This window comes from Bacillus sp. FSL R5-0431 (assembly GCF_038002985.1).
Taxonomy (GTDB): Bacteria; Bacillota; Bacilli; order Bacillales; family Bacillaceae; genus Bacillus.
Window position 1 is genome coordinate 2,120,862 of record NZ_JBBOOG010000001.1, and the last position, 19,870, is coordinate 2,140,731.

Consider the following 19,870-nt stretch of genomic DNA (forward strand, 5'->3'; position numbering starts at 1 on the left):
AGCAGACCGATCTAAAGACCGGACTGCTTTTTATTTCATCATTCAAACGTCACACATTAAATTTCTTCGCAATGCTCATCGAATGCAGCTTGAAGCTTTGACACGACTTCCATTGGCTCGTGTCCTTCAATTTCATGACGTTCGACCATTTTAATGATCTTTCCATCTTTTAATAATGCAAAGGATGGTGAAGATGGCGGGAAACCTTCAAAGTATTCACGGGCTCTTGCTGTTGCCTCTTTGTCTTGTCCAGCAAACACTGTCAGCAATTGATCTGGACGCTTATCGTAATGAACAGAATAGCCTGCAGCTGGTCTTGCAATACCGCCAGCACATCCGCATACTGAATTCACCATCACAAGTGCTGTGCCTTTTTTAGACAGTGCTTCATCTACCTCTTCAGATGATGTAAGCTCAGTATAGCCTGCCTGTTTGATCTCTTCTCTCGCTTGTTTCACAATATCATTGATAAATAAATTAAAATCAATATTCATGTCCGTCCACTCCTTTTGCATGCCAAAACCATTTTAACAACATCATATCAAGGAAAACGCCTGCGGGCAAATGTGTTGTCTTTTCATCCCCCCACTTTTTCCGAACATCGTTTATACGCCGCAAAATTGGGGAAAAGTGATGATAAAGAGATGAAAGGGAGAACTGCGTGATGGCACAATTCAAAAAAGCGATGCTCATTTATAATGGAAATGCTGGACAAAAAAACATGGAAAAAATTCTCGGTCAAACAGTACCTCTGCTTTCTCTACATATTGATGAACTCATTCTTAAACCAACAAAACAGCCAAATGATGCTTATCAATTCTGTCGTGCAATTGATGAGACGATAGAATTGCTTATCATATTAGGCGGAGATGGAACCGTGCATGAATGCATGAATGGCATCGGCGGTTTAGAAAAAAGGCCGGCTGTAGCGATATTACCAGGCGGGACATGCAATGACTTTTCTAGAACGCTTGGTATTCCGCAACAAATGCAAAAAGCCGCTCAAATGATTGTAGACGGCATAGAAAAGAAGGTCGACTTAATCAAAGCAGGAGATCGATACTTGTTAAACTTTTGGGGCATCGGGCTGATTGCAGACACATCCAACAATATTAATGACAAGGAAAAAGCTGTACTCGGCAAAATCAGCTACTTCACAAGTGCCCTGCGTACCTTGCAGCAAACAGATCCTTTTCACGTACGAATTGAAACAGAGGAGGAAAGCTGGGAAGAAGAAGCCGTCATCGTTCTTGTCATGAATGGACATTTCATCGGGACAAATAAAATTGATTTGCCCAATGCAGCAATTGATGATGGGAAAGCAGAAATCTTAATTTGCAGAAATACGAGCTTCTCTGCTCTAAAAGAAATCTTTTCTATGAACCGGGAAGAACTGGAGGATTTCACCGGCGACCTCTCCCTCATTCAAGCATCCAATATTCAGATCCACACAAAGGAGGAAATGGATGCTGATACAGATGGCGAAGTGTATATGACAGCCCCAACTTCTTTAGAAGCGTTAAAACAGCATTTGACCTTTATTGTTCCAGCAGAATAAAGAAAACGCCCGAGATCATTCTTTTTCGGGCGTTTTTTTGATATAGCGTCTGTATAAATATTCAAGTGCATAGCCAAGCAGCGTCCCGGCAAGAAGAGAAATTCCTAAGAGACTATTTGCTGCTCCTTTAAATCCACCGACAATCAGCAAGCAAAACACAATTTGAATCATTGAAACGATTGATATGATGAGTAGTAATCTTTCAGGATGATTGCGTGATTTAGAAATATATCGAAGAAAAGCGAACGCAATTGCTGTGATAAACATGAGTCCAACCGTTAAAAACGCAAAAAAGTCTAATCCAGACATATCACCGCTCCTTTCTCATTATGTAGAAATCCCCCTCTCCATATCGGGAGGGGGACATTCTTGTTTTAGTAAACAGATGTCTGCTCGTCAATGCCTTCAAGGATTTGTTTTATTCGTTGAAGGAATCTGCCGCATACAAGACCATCAAGTACTCTGTGATCTAATGAAAGACAAAGGTTGACCATGTCTCTTGCTGCAATCATGCCATTTACAATCATTGGACGCTTCACGATCGATTCTACTTGTAAAATCGCCGCTTGCGGGTAATTAATGATTCCCATGGATTGTATAGAACCAAATGATCCCGTGTTGTTTACAGTAAAGGTGCCGCCTTCCATGTCACTTTGCTTCAGCGTTCCTTGTCTCACCTTGGAAGCAAGCTCATGAATTTCTTTGGCGATGCCCTTAATCGTTTTTTCATCCGCATCCTTAATGACTGGAACAAAAAGAGCGTCATCAGTCGCAACAGCAATCGAGACATTGATTGCTTTCTTTTGAACAATTTTATCTCCAGCCCACATGCTGTTCATTTCTGGGAATTCCTTTAAGCCCTGAGCCACTGCTTTGACAAAGAACGCAAAGAACGTCAAATTAAAGCCTTCTTTTGCTTTAAATTGGTCCTTGAGCTGATTTCTTCTTGTCACAAGGTTTGTCACATCGACTTCCATCATCGTCCATGCGTGCGGAATTTCATGTTTGCTTCTCAGCATATTTGCCGCAATCGCCTGCCTAATTGGCGTGACTGGCAGTTCAACATCACCAGGCATTGTAGAGACGGAAGGCGCCGCTTTTGGTTTTGATGGCTGCGCAGGCTCCGGCTTTGCCGCCTGTTCATTAACAGGTGCTGCCTTCTCTTGTACGCCGCCGTTTTCAATGAGCTGAAGTAAATCTTTTCTTGTGATTCGTCCGCCTGCTCCGGTTCCTTGAACAGCCGCTAAATCAATGCTGTGCTCATCTGCTAAACGAAGGACTGCTGGAGAGTAGCGTTTCTTTTGACTTTGATTCTCTTTTGTTTGATCTGCTTCAGGTGCTTCACTTTGCTCAGGTGCCGCTTCTTCTTTCGCACTCTGCTGCGAGCTGCCCTCTACTTCAATTTCACAGAACACTTCTCCTACTTGCAGCGTATCGCCTTCTTCAGCCGATAGCTTTGTAATCGTTCCTGTAAAAGATGACGGGACTTCTGCGTTCACTTTATCCGTCATGACTTCCGCAATCGGATCGTATTTATTCACATGATCGCCAGGTGAAACGAGCCATTTGCTAATGGTTCCTTCTGTTACACTTTCACCTAGCTGAGGCATTTTCATTTGTTCAATTGCCACTTGAAACCCTCCTCTTTCTTAAAACGCCGCTAGCTCTCTCATTTCAGCTTCTACCTTATCTGGATTGACCATGAAGAATTTTTCCATTGGCGGCGCATAAGGCATTGCCGGGATTTCTGGTCCGGCTAGACGTTTGATTGGTGCGTCTAAATCAAATAAGCAATGCTCCGAAATGATCGCCGCTACCTCACTCATGATGCTGCCCTCTTTTGTATCTTCCGTTAGAAGAAGCACTTTGCCTGTTTTTGATGCCGCTTCAATAATGGCTTCCTGATCAAGCGGGTACACTGTTCTCAAATCGAGAATATGCGCAGAAATGCCGTCTTTCGCAAGGCGGTCTGCTGCTTGCAGCGCAAAATGGACACAGAGGCCATATGTAATGACCGTGATATCATCGCCTTCACGTTTCACATCTGCTTTTCCAATAGGGAGTGTGTAATCCTCCTCAGGTACTTCTCCTTTGATGAGACGGTAGGCACGTTTGTGTTCAAAGAACAATACAGGATCTGGATCACGCACCGCAGCCTTTAAAAGACCTTTTACATCATAAGGTGTAGAAGGCATGACAATCTTCAAACCAGGCTGATTGGCAAAAATCGCTTCAACCGATTGTGAATGATAAAGCGCCCCGTGTACACCGCCCCCGTAAGGTGCGCGGATGACCATTGGACAGCTCCAATCGTTATTTGAGCGGTATCTGATTTTCGCAGCCTCTGAAATGATTTGGTTGATTGCAGGCATAATGAAATCCGCAAATTGCATCTCCGCAATTGGGCGCATTCCATACATCGCTGCCCCAATACCTACACCAGCAATGGCTGATTCTGCAAGAGGTGTATCCATGACGCGCGCCTCTCCGAATTGCTCATAAAGACCCGCTGTCGCTTTAAATACGCCGCCCTTTTTCCCGACATCCTCTCCGAGCACAAACACTTTTGGATCTCGTTCCATTTCTTCTTTCATCGCCAGTGTAATGGCGTCTATATATGACATAACAGGCATTTTTCTTCCCCCTTACTCCGCATACACGTAACGAAGTGCGCTTTCTGCATCAGCATAAGCAGCGTTTTCCGCTTCATCAGTCGCTTCGTTTACGATTTGCATGATTTCTTTTGTCATCTCTTCTTTCATTTCAGAAGTCATGACGTTTCCTTCGATTAAATACGTTTCATATTGGATGAGCGGATCTTTCTTTCTCGCTTCGAGCACTTCTTCTTTTTCTCGATAGCTTGAATCATCATCATCACTTGAATGCGCAGTTAAACGGTAAGAGATCGTTTCAATCAACGTTGGCCCTTCGCCTCTTGCCGCACGGTCTCTCGCTTCTTTGACAGCGGCATATACTTCAAGCGGATCATTGCCATCAACGGTTACACCAGGCATTCCGTACCCAATTGCACGATCTGAAATGCGTTCACATGCCACTTGTTTGTCATACGGCACGGAAATCGCGTACTTATTGTTTTCACACATGAAAATAACAGGCAGCTTATGCACAGCAGCGAAGTTAGCGCCTTCGTGGAAATCACCTTGGTTTGAAGAGCCCTCACCGAACGTGACAAAGCTGACAAAATTTTTCTGCTCCAGACGTCCAGCAAGTGCAATCCCCACTGCATGAGGAACCTGCGTTGTGACAGGTGAAGATCCCGTCACAATTCGATTTGATTTTTGTCCAAAATGACCTGGCATCTGTCTTCCGCCCGAGTTTGGATCGTCTTGTTTTGCGAAACCAGACATCATTAAATCTTTTGCTGTCATCCCAAATGCGAGGACAACCCCCATATCACGGTAGTAAGGTAAGACGTAATCCTCTTGTCTATTGAGAGCAAAAGCAGCACCGACTTGCTGCGCTTCCTGCCCTTGACAAGAAATCACGAATGGAATTTTACCAGAACGGTTTAAAAGCCACATCCGTTCATCAATTTTTCTTGCTAGAAGCATTGTTCTATATATATCAATTGCTTGTTCATCTGATAATCCTAATTCATGATGACGCATGTTACTCATCTTATTTCCCTCCTTGATTAAAAATGGATCGCCTTCCCGTCAACAGCAAGAGCTGCCTCACCAATCGCTTCTGATAAGGTAGGGTGCGGGTGGATCGTTTGCCCCACTTCCCACGGCGTTGCATCAAGTACTTTGGCTAATCCAGCTTCAGATATCATATCTGTGACATGAGGACCAATCATATGAATCCCTAAAATATCATCTGTCTTTTGATCGGCAATGATTTTGACGAATCCATCAGACTCCCCGTACACAAGCGCTTTTCCGATCGCCATAAAGGGGAATTTCCCTATTTTGACTTCAAAGCCTTGCTCTTTTGCCGCCTGTTCAGTGAGTCCAACACTAGCGGTTTCTGGGTGAGAGTAGACACATTTAGATACGAGCGTTTCATCGAGCGGCTTTGGATCTTTCCCAGCCATATGTTCCACAGCAATCATGCCTTCGTGTGAAGCCACATGTGCCAGCTGAAGCCCGCCAATGACATCTCCTATTGCATAAATATGCGATTCTTTCGTTTGATAATGTTCATTCACGACAATGCCTTGTTTTTCTGTTTGAATGTCCGTGTTTTCAAGACCAATGCCTTCAATATTTGGTACTCTGCCGACTGAAAGAAGAAGTTTTTCCGCTTCAAACGTCTGAATGTCTCCATCCTTTTCTGCTTGAATCGTCACGAGATTCTCCTGCTTTTTGACGGTATCTGGCAGTACTTTCGCATTTTTCACAAAGGTGATGCCTTTTTTAGATAAAAGCTTTTCCATTTCTTTAGAAATGTCATGATCCTCTGTTGGCAATATGCGATCTGCAAATTCAATCACAGTCACCTTCACACCAAAATCATTGAGCATGGAAGCCCACTCAATTCCGATCACCCCGCCGCCGACAATGAGCATTGACTGTGGAAGCTCTGGCAGTTCAAGTGCATCATCTGATGAAAGAATGTGCGTCCCATCTGCTTCAAGCCCAGGCAGCACCCGCGGTCTTGAACCTGTCGCAATAATGACCTGCTTTGGAATGAGCATTTCATTTTCATCTCCATTTGCCATTTCTACGGAGATGGTTCCTGGCATTGGCGAAAAGATAGATGGACCAAGGATACGGCCGATCCCTTCATAGACATCAATTTTTCCTTGTTTCATTAAGTGTTTGACGCCGCCTGCTAGTTTCTCTACAATCTCTGTTTTTCTTTTCTGCACATTGGCAAATTGCAAGGCAATGCCGTTTGCCTCAACGCCAAAATCAGCAGCACGTTTGACGGTTTGATAGACTTCTGCACTTCTAAGCAGCGCTTTAGACGGAATGCATCCTTTATGCAGACATGTTCCGCCAAGCTTTTCTTTTTCTACAACTGCTGTTTTCAATCCAAGCTGTGAGGCACGGATGGCCGCTACATAGCCGCCTGTGCCTCCACCAAGAATGACGAGGTCATATTCAGTTGCCATGACTTGTCACTCCTTTCTTCATTCGTTGATCATTTGGGTATTTTTTCGGTGTTTCTTCTTCTTTTAAAATACGAAGTGCACCTTCTGCTAAGGATTGCAGTTCATTTTCGCCTGGATACACGACAACATCTGAAATCCAGTCAATGTATCCTCTAATACTTGATGTAATTTGTTTGCTGTACGCAAGTCCGCCTGTTAACACAATGACGTCAACTGCTCCTTTTAAGACAGCACTAGCCGCACCGATTTCCTTGGCAATTTGATAGCACATCGCTTCATAAATCAGCGCCGCCCGTTCATCGCCTGCTTCAATCATGCGCTCCACTTTCACAGCATCTGTCGTGCCAAGGTAGCCCGCAAGTCCGCCTTCACCAATAATGCGTTTCAGCATTTCCTCTTGGCTATACTCACCAGAAAAGCAAAGATTGACGAGGTCACCTGTTGGCAGGGTCCCCGCTCGCTCCGGGCTGAAAGGTCCTTCGCCATGCAGTCCGTTATTGACATCAATGACTTTTCCTTTTTCATGTACACCAATGGTGACGCCGCCGCCCATATGCGTAATAATCATGTTCAAATCTTCGTAGCGCTTCCCAAAGGAAGCAGCTGTTTTTCTTGCGACTGCTTTTTGATTTAATGCATGGAAGATGCTTTTTCTTTCAATCGTTGGCAGCCCTGAAATACGAGCAATTGGTTTTAGCTCATCCACCACAACTGGATCGACAATAAAAGCTGGGATGTTCAGGCCAAGTGCAATTTCTCGTGCAATGATACCGCCAAGATTTGATGCATGCTGGCCGGCATATCCTTCTTTGAGGTCTTGGGCCATTTGCTCATTGACTTCATATGTGCCTCCTTCGATAGGCCGGAGAAGGCCGCCGCGTGCGCACACTGCATCAAACTTCGAGATGTTCATCCCTTGTTCATGCAGCGTTTTCAGGATTGTTTCTTTACGAAATGAAAATTGATCAATGATATGTGGGAATTGCTTTAATTCCTCATCTGTATGTCTGAGTGTCGTTTCAAAAATAGATCGTTCATTGTGAAACACACCGATTTTTGTTGAAGTAGAGCCAGGATTGATTGTGAGAATACGCCATTCTTTTGTCAGCAAAAACAAAACCTCCGTTTCAACTCATTCTTCAAATTAGCGACGACTTAAAATATGTTGACCATTTTGCAGGAATTGGCTTCTTGATTTGCGCATTCTTTCAATTCGCTCCTCTGCCAATCGGTCTGCCGCTTTATAAGTTGGAATGGCATCACGGTTTGAAATTTCAATGACACGTTCAATATTTTGGTAAATACCTTCCACTTTTTTCATCGCACGATCTGCATTATAGCCATAAAGCTCATCAGCAACGTTAATCACGCCGCCTGCATTGATCACATAATCAGGTGCATAGACAATGCCCATTTCATGGATAAGATCGCCGTGATGCGTTTCTCTCAGCTGGTTATTGGCTGCACCTGCGATGACCTTTGCTTTCAACTTAGGAATCGTTACATCGTTAATCGTTGCACCAAGTGCACATGGTGCATAAATATCACATGCTTGATCATAAATATCGTCAGGGTCTACTGCTTTTGCACCAAAGTCTTCTACAGCTCGTTTTACAGAGTCTTTGTTGATATCTGTGACAATCAGCTGTGCGCCTTCTTCGTGCAGGTGTTTACACAGATTGTAGGCCACATTCCCAACACCTTGGACAGCAATTGTTTTTCCTTCTAATGAATCGGTCCCAAATGCAGCTTTGGCAGCAGCTTTCATCCCTTTATATACACCGTAAGCCGTAACAGGAGACGGATTTCCGGAAGAACCAAATGCAGGAGAAATACCTGTCACAAAGTCTGTTTCTTCATGAATAAGATCCATGTCTTCTACCGTTGTACCGACATCCTCCGCTGTGATATAGCGGCCATTCAATCCTTGAATGTAGCGTCCAAACGCACGGAACATTTCTTCATTTTTATCTTTTCTCGGGTCACCGATGATGACTGTTTTCCCGCCGCCAAGATTAAGGCCTGCTGCTGCGTTTTTATAAGTCATCCCTCTTGCTAGACGTAACGCATCTTCGATCGCTGCTTCTTCGTTTTCATACGTCCACATTCTCGTCCCGCCTAGTGCTGGCCCAAGTGTTGTATCATGAATAGCAATAATGGCTTTTAAGCCAGACTGTTCATCCTGACAAAATACAAGCTGCTCATAATCGTATCGTTCCATATATTTAAAAAGTTCCATTGTTTATTCCTCCTATGACTTCCGCTTAATTTGATGTACAGATGGCAAGTGCAATTGAATAAAGCTTACTTTCGGCTGTATCCGACCGGCTTGTTAAGGCAATCGGCGCCTTCGCTCCTGCCACCACAGCTCCCACCTTTGCATGTGCAAAGTAGATGAGAGATTTATAAAGAATGTTCCCTGCTTCAATCGTTGGCACAAGCAAAATATCTGCATGACCGGCGACATCACTTGTAATATTTTTATGAGAAGCTGCCGTTTGAGAAATGGCATTGTCTAAAGCAAGAGGCCCGTCAATGAGGCAGCCAGAAATTTGACCTCGCCTATTCATTTGTGCCAGACTTGCCGCTGTCAAAGTTGAATCCATTGCCGGGTTCACGACCTCTACCGCAGATAACACTGCCACCTTTGGCATGTCGTTTCCGACAGCTTGTGCTACTTGAACAGCATTGATCGTGATCTCTTTGAGCATATTTAAATCGGGCGCGATGTTCATCGCAGAATCCGTGACATAAATAAAACGATCAAAGCCCGGCACTTCGAATGCCGCGACATGTGATAGGACACTCGCTGTCCGCAGCCCGTACTCTTTATTCAGTACCGCTTTTAAAAGAACGGCTGTCGGGACATGCCCCTTCATCAATATATCTGCATGCTTCTCACTCACTGCCTGCACGGCAATTTTGGCTGATTCTTCAGGAGAATCCGAATGAATAATATCTATCCAGTCCTCATTGATCTCATGCTGTTTCACCAGCTCCTTTAGGTTGCGTTTGTTCCCAACCAGCAGGAAGCGAGCGACCTTTCGTTCAATTGCCATCTTGATGGCATGAAGCACTTCTTCGTCTTCTGCATGAGCCACAGCAGCAGTTTTATTTTGCAGCTGGGCGGCTTTCATAATCAGATCGTCAAGCTTCATATATGTCCACCTTTCCTTATGCTCGGTTCATGGTTTTCATATGCAAGTTCTGTGCCAGCTTGAAATGCAGCGACATAAGGCATTTCGCATGAAATACATGCAATTTTTTGCAGGTAACATGCATTTTATTGCATGCTATCTTTTGCAAGTTGATATTTATCCATTTTATAGTAAAGGTTTCGAATACTAATCCCTAACGTTTTCGCTGTTTTCGTGCGGTTGAATTGATGCTTTTCAAGGGTTTGTTTAATCAGCTGCTCTTCAAATGCCTCAACAGCATCCGAAAGTGTCTCTCCCTCAAATTGACTGACAGCCAGTTCCTGCTGCTCTTTTTCTTCCTGCTCTTCTGACTCCATGAAGGAAATATGATCTTCATCGATCCATTCTTCTTGCGGGTTCAAAAAGATCATGGCTCGTCCAAGGACATTTTCCAGTTCTCTTACGTTTCCAGGCCAGCTGTAGGATCGAAGTCTATCGAGCGCCCCTTCCGTTAAGCCGCTCACATTTCGTCCATAGTCTAAATTGATCTTCTGGATGAGACGTTTGCTTAAGGAGTCAATATCTTCAAGGCGCTGCCTTAGCGGCGGAATAGAGATCGGATATCTGTTCATGCGATAATATAAGTCCTCTCTGAATTTTCCTTCCGCCATCGCTTTTTCAATATTGACATTTGTTGCGGTGATCACACGTACATCAACAGGTATGGCTTTTGTTCCGCCTACTCTGACAATCTCTTTCTCCTGCATGACGCGTAATAATTTTGCTTGTGTACTTGGCGTCATTTCACCAATTTCATCCAAAAAAATACTGCCGTGATTTGCCTCTTCAAACAGCCCTTTTTTACCGCCGCGCCTTGCACCAGAAAACGCTCCTTCCTCGTAGCCAAAAAGCTCTGACTCTAAAAGGGTTTCCGATAAGGCCGCACAGTTGACTCTTACAAAGCGATTATATTTCCGGTCACTTTCATTGTGTATAGCGTGCGCGAACAGCTCTTTCCCAGTACCTGATTCTCCCCTGAGTAAAATGGTGGCTGGTGTTTTTGCCCCTAGCTTTGCCTGCTCAAGTGCCACAAGCATTTGCTCACTTTCTCCAATAATGTCTTCAAAAGTGTACTTTGCTTCAAGTGTACGGATGAGCTGTCTTGCTTTATTCAATTCATTGGTGAGTGATTGAATTTCTGATACGTCATGAATGACGCCGACACTGCCTTTTAGAATGCCATCAACGATCACTGGCGCTACGTTGACGATCACATCCTTCTTATTTGGTCCGACTTTCATTCTAACGCCTCGAACCGGCCTTCTCGTTTCAAGCACCTTCAAATGCATGCTTTCTCCTTCAGAAATATCCGCACCTGCTGGTTTGCCCACAACTTCTTTGTCTGTTAACCCCGTCATTTTCGTGTAAGCTCGGTTGATTAAAATTCCTTTCCCCTGCTCATCTACGACGGATATCGCTTCATCCGATGATTGAATAATGGCCTCAAGCATTGTCCGCACTTCTTTGAGGTTTGTGACTTCCTCCGCAAGCTCCACCGCATCTGTAATATCTTTGAAGATCGATAAAGCGCCCAGCATTCTTCCTGCGTCATCAATAATTGGCAAACGCGTTGTGACAATTTGTATTTGCTGATTCAGAAATTGTTTTTGATTAAATTCAGGCTCCCTCGATCTTAAAATATCAGGAAGCTTTGTGTTTGGAATGACTTCACGTATGTGACGGCCAATCGCATCTTTTTGCGAACATCCAACCATTTTGGCAGCCGACCGATTAAATAGGACGACTTCTTCATCCATATTAATAAAAATCATGCCATCGTTCGTTGCATTAAAAATGCGGTCATGTTTATAGGTTTGTTCCTTTAATATTTGAATGAGCTGATGCTTTTCTGACATTAATTCTGATATGACGTATGCCATCGAACTCGGAACAATGACAGCATGCTCTCGTTTTTCTTTCATCAGTTCTTTAAGCACAGCTGAACTGCCCGTTGTTTCAATGATGATATCAATGTCATCTTTTATGTATTCTTTCCAATCCGTTGTCGTATCGATTCCATTCTTTTTCGCTTCTACCATCCCCGGTGCCCCAAGATCAAGGTCGGCGATCGCAACGATTTGAATCATATTTGTTTTCAGCAATGTTTCAAGCAATATTGATCCACCGTGTCCTGCACCGACAATCAAGACTCTCTGCATCCCGTTACCCCTTTATATGAAAAAATTTGCACACCATATTTTTCCGTTGCAAAAAATTGCACAACTCTTATATTACCACGTTTTCCTTTCTTGACAAAATATTTTTTGAATTAGACAATGGAAGCAAATGACGTTTAAGGGGACATTTGATGGGGAGAATACTTGCATTAGTGATTATTTTAATACCTGGTGCGCTTGCTGCACTTGGGATTAAGCTGCTGCGTGACACGGTTTTCGGCATCATCATTGCACCATTTCCATTTTTATGGCTGCAAGGAATTGCAGGTTTATTATTTTTAGGAGGAGGTCTTTATGTAGTCGCTGGCTTTATTTTATATAGAGATCGCAAACACAATAAAGTGACCACCCGCTTTAAGCAGAGATAGACATAAAAAAAGACCCGCTTTTGATAGCAGGTCTTTATTTCATTTCTTCTCTTATTTTGACAGCTCTGTCAGGAAAATCAGTGAAAATTCCATCGACACCTAAGGAAAACATGCTTTTCATCTGCTTTTCACTGTTTACCGTAAACGGCCTGATCACTTGCTGAGCGGCACGGAGAGCCGACACGACTTCTTTTGTCACCCCTGCGCCCTTTATATTCGGATGATAACCTCTTGCAGGCACTGTTTTTAAGTACATCTCCGGCTGATGAATCACATCCATTGTGAGAACAGCAAGCTCAACATGCGGCATCAGCTTGTGAAAAAGAGCTAAACTCCCATGATGAAACGATGAGACAAGTACACGATCTTCTATTTGAAAGTGTTCAATTTGCTCCTTTACTTTCTCTTCAATACCAGGATATCGATAAATGGAATTTTTCAGTTCAATATTGATGATGAGTGATGGTTGCTGCGTCACTAGCTCCAATACTTCCTCTAAAAGAGGAATGGATACAGCACCGGTTTCTTCATAGAAAGAATGACTCGCATCTCCTGCTTTTAACTCTTCATATGTATGGTCTTTCACTAATCCCTTCATATTCGTTGTTCTGTTCAGCTTCTCATCGTGAATGACAGCAAGCTTGCCATCTTTCGTCAGCTGAACATCGAGCTCAATTCCGTCAGCTCCAGAATGGAGTGCTTGCTCAAAGGCTATCATGGTATTTTCAGGGTAGATTCCTTTAAAACCTCTGTGTGCAAAAATTTTCGTCATAGGTCACCTCTAAGTATGATGCTTCCTTTCATTATGACGTGTCTCTTTTCGTTTTTCCAGTTTGAGCACATAAAAAAACCTCTTCTGATTAGTACGAAGAGGCTCACAGATAAATTCGATCACGTAATCGCTCTGATGGCTTGCTCTGTCGTCTCTGCGTCAAGAGCAAAAAGGGAAGAAACAACTGCGACTGCTGTAACGACGGTTACACCTAACAACAACTTTTTCATAAGATAACCTCCACTTTCTTTTGAAGTATTTGTGCATCGAATTTCTTTTCAAGAAAACGAATGGCATTTTGATAGTCATTTCGTTCCTTGAAGTATTTCGATATTTGTTCAGACAAATCCTCAAGCTCCACATATAATCTATTTTTTTCTATGTAGTCTAATTTTTCAGAGAATACGTCTGCTGCTCCACTATTTTCGCACATCAAATCCAAAATTTCAAATTTTACTATATATTCATTATTTTGGATATCGCAGCTATACTGAATACCCTCTTTAATATATTCCTTCGCCTCTTGATCTCCTAGATGAACCAAGGCATTTGCCAGAACATATAAAGATTGGATGTAATAATGGCTATTGTCACGGTGAATTTGAATGCCCATCCCTTTTTTGGCATATTGTGCGCTTTTTTCATAATCAGGCTTCGCATAATAAAGAACGGCTAAATTGTGATAGCATTTCCCAATCAGCACTTCATTGTTAATGCGTTTACTTTTCTCAAGTGCTTCTTGGTATTTTTCTTCTGCTTCTTCAAATTGAAACAAATCAATACAATTACTTGCATGTAAAATCAAACTGTCAATCGCCTGCGCTGTATACTCTTCATGCGCTTTGAACGTATCGATGGCTTTTTTGATATGATTAATGGATATGAAATTTTGTTTCAGTTCGTAATAGATTGAAGCAACCTTATGGTGAAAAGTTCCTACTTCCAGGTCTTCATTCACACGTTTTAGGCGCTGTTCTGCAATTTTGTAAAAACTGATGGCTTCATCATACTTTTTCACATATGCAGCATATTGGCCTTTGTAAAAGTAAAAATAAAAATTAATAATGTCATCTGCTTTCTCATCGAGCGTTCCGACACTCTTCATAATGTGATTGGCTTTTTCAATATTTCCAAGTAACATTTCATGTCTGCCATTAACAAGCTGATAATAAAGGAGAACTTCACGGTCTTCATCTGTATTTTTTAGCAAATTCTGAATTTTCTCTTTATAGACAGCAGATTTTTCTAGGTCATTCTGAGAAATGACCCTCGTCCACTTGCTAATTTCGTTCGCTACCTCAGCAGAGTGGATTTTCAGCTTTCCCATAACCTCACCCTCTTCTTCTCATTATTATAGCATAGTAAAAGAATGTGAAAATTATTAAATTCGACAATGGGAATATTCAGTTCAAATGGCACAATCTCTAAGAAGCCAGTGACTTTAAAACGCCAACCAATCAGGTCAATAGAAATAGAACTTTCGATCTCATTTGCTTTATTTACCAAATCCATCAGACCTTTTCCTCTCATCCTTTTCCTTAAGAATGAGTTTTTTCTTCTTCTATTTGAAGACCAAACAATTGATTGGCGTAGCTGATTACCACTAATTTATGACATACCCATTTCTTTCATGCTTAATTTTTCATTTTATTCCGAAAATAAAGCAAGCCGAGTTGTCCAAATGAAACAATAAGATGATTGTATCAATACAACCAATTTTTAACAATATTTTTCGAAATAAAAAAACGCCTCTTTGCAGAAACGTTTTTTTAAGAAAATGAACTAGCTAGCTCTATGCTCTAAGCGCAGACGATCAGCCACCATAGCAATAAATTCAGAATTGGTTGGTTTCGCTTTAGACATGCTGACTGTATAACCAAAGAGTGAAGAAATGGAATCGATGTTTCCTCTGCTCCAAGCAACTTCAATCGCATGGCGAATCGCTCGTTCTACCCTGCTGGCAGTCGTGTTAAATTTCTTCGCGATGTCTGGGTACAACACTTTTGTGATGCTTCCGAGAAGCTCAATGTCATTGTACACCATCGAAATCGCTTCTCTTAAGTATAAATATCCTTTAATATGAGCGGGTACGCCAATCTCATGAATAATCGTCGTAATGCTCGCATCTAAGTTTTTACGTTTCGGTTCAGGTTTGTTCCGAAGGACACTGTTTTGGATAGATGAAGATCGATGGGTGACTTGTGTGCCGTTTCCACTGACTTGACGAATATGACCGACTAGGTTTTCCATATCAAATGGCTTTAAGATGAAATAGGATGCGCCCAAATCAACTGCTTTTTTCGTGACATCTTCTTGACCGAACGCCGTTAGCATAATCACACTTGGCTGTTTGGTCATGTCATTGTTTTCACGGAGGCGTTCCAGTACAGCAAGACCGTCTAAATGAGGCATGATAATATCTAAGAGGAGAACGTCGGGCTCTTTATCTTTAAATAATGTCAGACATTCCTGACCATTATACGCCACGCCAAGTACTTCCATATCTTCCTGTCCCTCAATATACTCTGTCAAAAGGCCAACAAGCTCTCGATTGTCATCAGCTACACACACTTTAATTTTCTCCACGTTCTTTCCTCCCCAATGTCGATTCCTTTAGTCTTTTGCATTTCTCTTCTGAGTGTTCAATTCGACAAAACCATGCTATCCCCTTTAAAAAACTTTAATTTTCCGAATAATAGAGCATTATCTAGCTTTTTCTACGTTTTTCTTAACGAATCGACGATTATTGCAATTTGACAACATACTATTTTCCATTTTGTCGAAAAATCTCTTTTTCCTTATTTTATAACATGATGGCAGAGAAAGAAAGGGGAGAAAAAAACTGCCGGGAGATTCGCGGCAGTTTGATGATCAGCTTGCTTTTTTGTTTTTTTGATAAAGATCGATTCCTGCTTCTGACAGCATCCATTCAATGTGTACGCCGTACCCGCTTGTCGGATCATTGACAAATACGTGTGTGACCGCTCCAATGACCTTTCCGTTTTGGATGATGGGGCTTCCGCTCATGCCTTGGACGATACCGCCCGTTTTACTTAAAAGACGCTCATCTGTTATCTTCAATACCATCCCTTTTGTTGCCGGGAATTTCTGCGGTGTCGTGCTGACGATTTTAATATCAAACTTCTCCACTTTATCATGATCCACAACGGTTAAAATTTCTGCTGGACCTTCTTTTACTTCATTTGATAAAGCGACTGGAAGCGGTTTGTCTGATACATGATTTTCAAGCTTTTCGGTTAACGTACCAAAGATACCAAATGGGCTGTTGCGGGAGATATCCCCTATCGTTTTTCGTTCGGAAGAGAATCTCGCCAATTTTTCTCCAGGATTGCCTCCTGTGCCTTTTTCAATTGATGTCACGGTTGATCTGACAATTTCACCATTGTTGACAACGATTGGTTTTTTTGTATCCATGTCAGAAATCACATGCCCAAGGGCACCATATTTTTTAGAAGATGGTTCAAAGAAGGTCATCGTGCCGATTCCTGCTGCGGAATCTCGAATGTAAAGACCAATTCGATAGGTGCCTTCACTTGCATCTTTTGCGGGTGTTAATGTTGTTTGAAAGGTTTTATGGTCTCTTTTTATGAGTAAACGAAGCGTTTCACCTGTTTTTCCTGCTTTCTGGATAAATGGGGTGAGGTCATTCATTTTCTCCATCTTTTGACCATTGATTTCAATGATCATATCCCCTGATTGAATGCCTGCGGCTTCGCCTGGTGATTTTTTGCCGTCTGCTGTTGTGATTTGATGAAAACCTACAACGAGAACTCCTACTGAGTGGAGCTTGACGCCAATGGATTGTCCTCCAGGAACGACTTTTAATTCAGGGAGAACGTCGACTTTTGTTTTCTTAATAGGAAATCCTTTAAAATCATAAACAATTTCGGCTTTTCCCGCCTTTTGTCCTGTCACTTCAAGCTGATTCTTTTTCTCTGAAAGACTAAAGGCTTGTGAAGAAGCATTGGCTGACGCTTCTATTGATGTGTCAATTGAGTGCTTCTGTTTTTCAAATACAGCAACATTTGTTGGAATGCTGATGTATTCCTTCACTATGCTCATAAACCCTGTACTTATTAAAGAAACAAGGAGAATCACACCAATGGCTTTTCTCATCTTTTCGGGCATTCATTTTTCACTCTCCTCGCTCCTTACCCACACCAGAACACTCATGTTTTGGCTACATCTTTACTTTTGCCTTCTTCGCTAGGATTTATAACCGGCACCTATAGAAAATGATTGGATAAATTGATAAAAGAAAAAGACGATTTCGCGGGTATATACAGCGATTTTGACACAATATAAAAAAGGCAGCTGGTTTTTCAGCTACCCTGTTGTTTTGACATCATTTGCTTGATGCAGCAATTCTTTTGCGTGCTGTTTTGTCAGCTCAGTGACTTCCACCCCCGCAATCATCCTGCCAATTTCACTCACTTTTTCTTCATGACTTAATGGTTTGACGCTCGTCAGTGTTCTGCCGGCTTTAGAGCGTTTAGAAATGAAGAGATGCGTGTCAGCCATTGCTGCTACTTGCGGGAGGTGCGTAATGCAGAGCACTTGTGAGCCAGCTGCTACTTTGTAAATTTTTTCGGCAATCGCCTGTGCAACTCTGCCGCTTACGCCCGTATCCACCTCATCGAAAATAATGGACGTGACTTCTTGTTTGGCTGAGAAAATACTTTTCACGGCGAGCATGACACGTGAAATTTCTCCACCCGAGGCTACTTTTGATAAAGATTTCATCGGTTCGCCTGTATTTGTAGAAATAACAAATTGTGCTTGGTCGATTCCGTTTTTTCCGAGCTGGACGGGCTTTCCATCTAGCAGCGGATAGTCCGTACTGCCAAAAGGCGCATACCGAATGGAAAAAGCTGTGTCAAACGATGACTTCTCCATATACAAATCCTTTAGTTCCGTTTGAATTTGCTTCGCTAGCTTTGTGGCCCATTTTTTACGAAGCTCCGAAACGTTGAGAGCTTCCAGCAGGGCATCACGGCTCATTGCATCCAGTTTGTTTTTAAGCGTCTGCAGGTGGCTGTCTCGATTTTGAATTTGATCTATTTCTTCTTCTATCTTCGCCGCATACTCCAAAATTTCCTCAACCGTTGTCCCATATTTTCGTTTTAACTGCTTCATTTCATTCAGCCTAGATTCAATAAAATCAAGACGTGCTGGGTCGAACTCTAATTGATCCAACATGCTTCGCATTTGGAACGTCGAATCCTCTAATAAGTAATAGGAGTTCGACACTTGTTCGGATAGCTTTTTCAGATCGTCGTTGATCTCAGAAACCTGCTCGAGCTCGCTTGATGACATGCCAACCCAATCAAGTCCTCCCTGCTCATTGCGCAAGGCATTATATGCGTTTTGGAGTGAGGAAAAGATTTTTTCGTAGTTGCTGATCTGATGGCGCTCTTCTTGAAGCTTCTCATCTTCTCCCGGCTCTAATTGTGCCGCTTCAATCTCCTCTAGCTGAAATTGCAGTAAATCTAACCGGTGCACCATCTCTTGCTCATTCTCAGAGAGCTGTTTTAGCTTTTGGGCTGTCTTTGTATATTGCTCATATGCTTCTTGATATTGTGACAAAGCAGGTGCAATTTCTTCTGCTCCAAATTGATCGAGCAAATGCAGATGATTTTCATCCTCCATCAATAACTGGTTATCGTGCTGCCCATGTATATCGAGCAAAAGGCGTCCTACTTCGCGTAAAAGTGAGATCGTGACAAGTTTGCCATTGATGCGGCAGATGCTTTTTCCGTTATTGTTAATATCACGGCGAAGAATCATCATTTCATCCGATGCGTCAATTCCCTGCTCTTCGCATAAAGCAAATACAGGGTGATCGGCTGGCACAAGAAAAAGCCCCTCCAGCTCTGCCTTTTTTTCACCATAACGAACAAATTCAGACGACCCTCTCCCTCCTACAAGAAGTGAGACTGCGTCAATCATGATGGATTTTCCAGCACCTGTTTCCCCTGTTAGGACTGTGAGTCCTTTTTCAAACGAAACCGTTAACTCTTCAATGATTGCAAAGTTTTTAATGGTTAGTTCTGCTAACACTCATTTGACACCTCTTTTTGTAAACCTGATTCTTTATAGAAGCTCTAAAATTTTGCTCGAAACTGTCTCCGTATCATCTGGTGTACGGCAAATGATCAAAATGGTATCATCTCCGCAAATGGTTCCCATGATTTCTTCCCAATCTAAATTATCCATTAAAGCCCCAATGGCCTGAGCATTACCGGGCATGGTTTTGAGGACGATTAAATGACTGGCAGCATCCATTTTGATAAATGCATCCATTAAGGATCGCTTCAGTTTAGACAGCGGGTTAAACCGCTGATCCGCAGGAAGACTGTATTTATATGTTCCATTGTTCGTCGGCACTTTCACTAAATGTAATTCTTTAATATCTCTTGAAACGGTCGCTTGTGTGATGTTATATCCATCAGCTTTTAAAATATCGACTAGTTCATCCTGTGTTTCAATCTCTTGGCCCGCAATGATTTCTCTAATCTTAATATGCCTTTGACCTTTATTCATGTTTGACCCCCCTAGGCGTTTGATCTCAGTTTGTCTTTACGTTCTATGTTATATGAACCACAGTTCAAAAAACAAGCATTACGTGAGAAACGGTCAATTCTCGTCTTTTGACCATGTAAAAAGGAATAATAGCGAGCTATTATTCCTTTTGTTT

Annotated in this window: 18 protein-coding genes; 2 read left to right on the forward strand and 16 right to left on the reverse strand. The window is 42.4% G+C overall.

The features are described from left to right. Positions 1-56: 56 nt before the first annotated feature. Positions 57-494, reverse strand: coding sequence for a BrxA/BrxB family bacilliredoxin (locus MKZ03_RS10675; RefSeq protein WP_341031772.1), 438 nt, complete (start codon positions 492-494; stop codon positions 57-59). A gap of 170 nt (positions 495-664) precedes the next feature. Between MKZ03_RS10675 and MKZ03_RS10680 the strand changes: the two genes are divergently transcribed. Continuing rightward, entirely contained in the window at positions 665-1,558 is an 894-nt protein-coding gene (locus tag MKZ03_RS10680) for a YegS/Rv2252/BmrU family lipid kinase (RefSeq protein ID WP_307499891.1), read from the forward strand. Between the two features lie 15 nt (positions 1,559-1,573). Here MKZ03_RS10680 and MKZ03_RS10685 read toward each other — a convergent pair whose 3' ends face one another. The 9 genes from MKZ03_RS10685 to MKZ03_RS10725 form a co-directional block, all read right to left on the reverse strand. Continuing rightward, positions 1,574-1,867, reverse strand: coding sequence for a YesK-like family protein (locus MKZ03_RS10685; protein WP_341031775.1), 294 nt, complete (start codon positions 1,865-1,867; stop codon positions 1,574-1,576). A 65-nt stretch (positions 1,868-1,932) separates the two neighbouring features. Beyond that, positions 1,933-3,189 carry a dihydrolipoamide acetyltransferase family protein gene (locus MKZ03_RS10690; protein ID WP_106031018.1) on the reverse strand — a complete coding sequence of 419 codons (1,257 nt, stop codon included), beginning with the start codon at positions 3,187-3,189 and terminating at the stop codon, positions 1,933-1,935. Positions 3,190-3,207: 18 nt separating this feature from the next. Continuing rightward, on the reverse strand, positions 3,208-4,191 hold the full coding sequence (locus MKZ03_RS10695) for an alpha-ketoacid dehydrogenase subunit beta (RefSeq protein ID WP_034661229.1): 984 nt from the start codon (positions 4,189-4,191) through the stop codon (positions 3,208-3,210). Positions 4,192-4,203: 12 nt separating this feature from the next. After that, positions 4,204-5,196: a thiamine pyrophosphate-dependent dehydrogenase E1 component subunit alpha gene (locus tag MKZ03_RS10700; protein WP_095285375.1), complete on the reverse strand. Its 993-nt coding sequence runs from the start codon at positions 5,194-5,196 to the stop codon at positions 4,204-4,206. A 17-nt stretch (positions 5,197-5,213) separates the two neighbouring features. Then, positions 5,214-6,638 carry a dihydrolipoyl dehydrogenase gene (gene lpdA / locus MKZ03_RS10705; protein WP_307499892.1) on the reverse strand — a complete coding sequence of 475 codons (1,425 nt, stop codon included), beginning with the start codon at positions 6,636-6,638 and terminating at the stop codon, positions 5,214-5,216. After that, positions 6,628-7,749 (reverse strand): butyrate kinase, encoded by a 1,122-nt coding sequence (gene buk / locus MKZ03_RS10710; RefSeq protein WP_370876250.1) that lies wholly within the window; start codon positions 7,747-7,749, stop codon positions 6,628-6,630. Before buk ends, lpdA begins: the two co-directional genes overlap by 11 nt. Before the next feature lie 33 nt (positions 7,750-7,782). Beyond that, positions 7,783-8,877, reverse strand: coding sequence for a branched-chain amino acid dehydrogenase (bcd, locus tag MKZ03_RS10715; RefSeq protein ID WP_003215658.1), 1,095 nt, complete (start codon positions 8,875-8,877; stop codon positions 7,783-7,785). A gap of 25 nt (positions 8,878-8,902) precedes the next feature. Beyond that, positions 8,903-9,796: a phosphate butyryltransferase gene (yqiS, locus tag MKZ03_RS10720; protein ID WP_034661238.1), complete on the reverse strand. Its 894-nt coding sequence runs from the start codon at positions 9,794-9,796 to the stop codon at positions 8,903-8,905. A 125-nt stretch (positions 9,797-9,921) separates the two neighbouring features. Then, the gene (locus MKZ03_RS10725; protein ID WP_307499894.1) at positions 9,922-11,994 is read right to left on the reverse strand and encodes a sigma-54 interaction domain-containing protein; all 2,073 of its coding nucleotides are present in this window, start codon (positions 11,992-11,994) and stop codon (positions 9,922-9,924) included. A 149-nt stretch (positions 11,995-12,143) separates the two neighbouring features. Between MKZ03_RS10725 and MKZ03_RS10730 the strand changes: the two genes are divergently transcribed. Beyond that, entirely contained in the window at positions 12,144-12,380 is a 237-nt protein-coding gene (locus tag MKZ03_RS10730; RefSeq protein WP_307499895.1) for a DUF2627 domain-containing protein, read from the forward strand. Positions 12,381-12,414: 34 nt separating this feature from the next. On the opposite strand, the gene MKZ03_RS10735 is transcribed toward MKZ03_RS10730, so the two are convergent. From MKZ03_RS10735 to ahrC, 6 genes are all read right to left on the reverse strand, one after another. Then, a complete protein-coding gene (locus MKZ03_RS10735) occupies positions 12,415-13,152 on the reverse strand; it encodes a glycerophosphodiester phosphodiesterase (protein WP_307499896.1) in 738 nt (245 codons plus the stop codon). 226 nt (positions 13,153-13,378) lie between these two features. Then, positions 13,379-14,479 (reverse strand): Rap family tetratricopeptide repeat protein, encoded by a 1,101-nt coding sequence (locus MKZ03_RS10740; RefSeq protein ID WP_066030680.1) that lies wholly within the window; start codon positions 14,477-14,479, stop codon positions 13,379-13,381. A 455-nt stretch (positions 14,480-14,934) separates the two neighbouring features. Continuing rightward, entirely contained in the window at positions 14,935-15,738 is an 804-nt protein-coding gene (gene spo0A, locus MKZ03_RS10745; RefSeq protein ID WP_012010520.1) for a sporulation transcription factor Spo0A, read from the reverse strand. A gap of 285 nt (positions 15,739-16,023) precedes the next feature. Continuing rightward, a complete protein-coding gene (gene spoIVB, locus MKZ03_RS10750) occupies positions 16,024-17,301 on the reverse strand; it encodes a SpoIVB peptidase (RefSeq protein WP_034661244.1) in 1,278 nt (425 codons plus the stop codon). A gap of 198 nt (positions 17,302-17,499) precedes the next feature. Then, positions 17,500-19,233, reverse strand: coding sequence for a DNA repair protein RecN (gene recN, locus MKZ03_RS10755; RefSeq protein WP_106037972.1), 1,734 nt, complete (start codon positions 19,231-19,233; stop codon positions 17,500-17,502). 33 nt (positions 19,234-19,266) lie between these two features. Then, the gene (gene ahrC, locus MKZ03_RS10760) at positions 19,267-19,716 is read right to left on the reverse strand and encodes a transcriptional regulator AhrC/ArgR (protein WP_034661246.1); all 450 of its coding nucleotides are present in this window, start codon (positions 19,714-19,716) and stop codon (positions 19,267-19,269) included. Positions 19,717-19,870: the final 154 nt, after the last annotated feature.

Excerpts from the sequence above, each read along its gene's own strand:
- MKZ03_RS10685 (WP_341031775.1), bottom strand. The coding sequence starts at position 1,867 with ATGTCTGGATTAGACTTTTTTGCGTTTTTAACGGTTGGACTCATGTTT.
- MKZ03_RS10675 (WP_341031772.1), bottom strand. The coding sequence starts at position 494 with ATGAATATTGATTTTAATTTATTTATCAATGATATTGTGAAACAAGCG.
- MKZ03_RS10740 (WP_066030680.1), bottom strand. The coding sequence starts at position 14,479 with ATGGGAAAGCTGAAAATCCACTCTGCTGAGGTAGCGAACGAAATTAGC.
- ahrC (WP_034661246.1), bottom strand. The coding sequence starts at position 19,716 with ATGAATAAAGGTCAAAGGCATATTAAGATTAGAGAAATCATTGCGGGC.
- MKZ03_RS10725 (WP_307499894.1), bottom strand. The coding sequence starts at position 11,994 with ATGCAGAGAGTCTTGATTGTCGGTGCAGGACACGGTGGATCAATATTG.
- MKZ03_RS10730 (WP_307499895.1), top strand. The coding sequence starts at position 12,144 with ATGGGGAGAATACTTGCATTAGTGATTATTTTAATACCTGGTGCGCTT.
- MKZ03_RS10700 (WP_095285375.1), bottom strand. The coding sequence starts at position 5,196 with ATGAGTAACATGCGTCATCATGAATTAGGATTATCAGATGAACAAGCA.
- MKZ03_RS10695 (WP_034661229.1), bottom strand. The coding sequence starts at position 4,191 with ATGCCTGTTATGTCATATATAGACGCCATTACACTGGCGATGAAAGAA.
- yqiS (WP_034661238.1), bottom strand. The coding sequence starts at position 9,796 with ATGAAGCTTGACGATCTGATTATGAAAGCCGCCCAGCTGCAAAATAAA.
- lpdA (WP_307499892.1), bottom strand. The coding sequence starts at position 6,638 with ATGGCAACTGAATATGACCTCGTCATTCTTGGTGGAGGCACAGGCGGC.
- MKZ03_RS10680 (WP_307499891.1), top strand. The coding sequence starts at position 665 with ATGGCACAATTCAAAAAAGCGATGCTCATTTATAATGGAAATGCTGGA.
- MKZ03_RS10735 (WP_307499896.1), bottom strand. The coding sequence starts at position 13,152 with ATGACGAAAATTTTTGCACACAGAGGTTTTAAAGGAATCTACCCTGAA.
- spoIVB (WP_034661244.1), bottom strand. The coding sequence starts at position 17,301 with ATGCCCGAAAAGATGAGAAAAGCCATTGGTGTGATTCTCCTTGTTTCT.
- bcd (WP_003215658.1), bottom strand. The coding sequence starts at position 8,877 with ATGGAACTTTTTAAATATATGGAACGATACGATTATGAGCAGCTTGTA.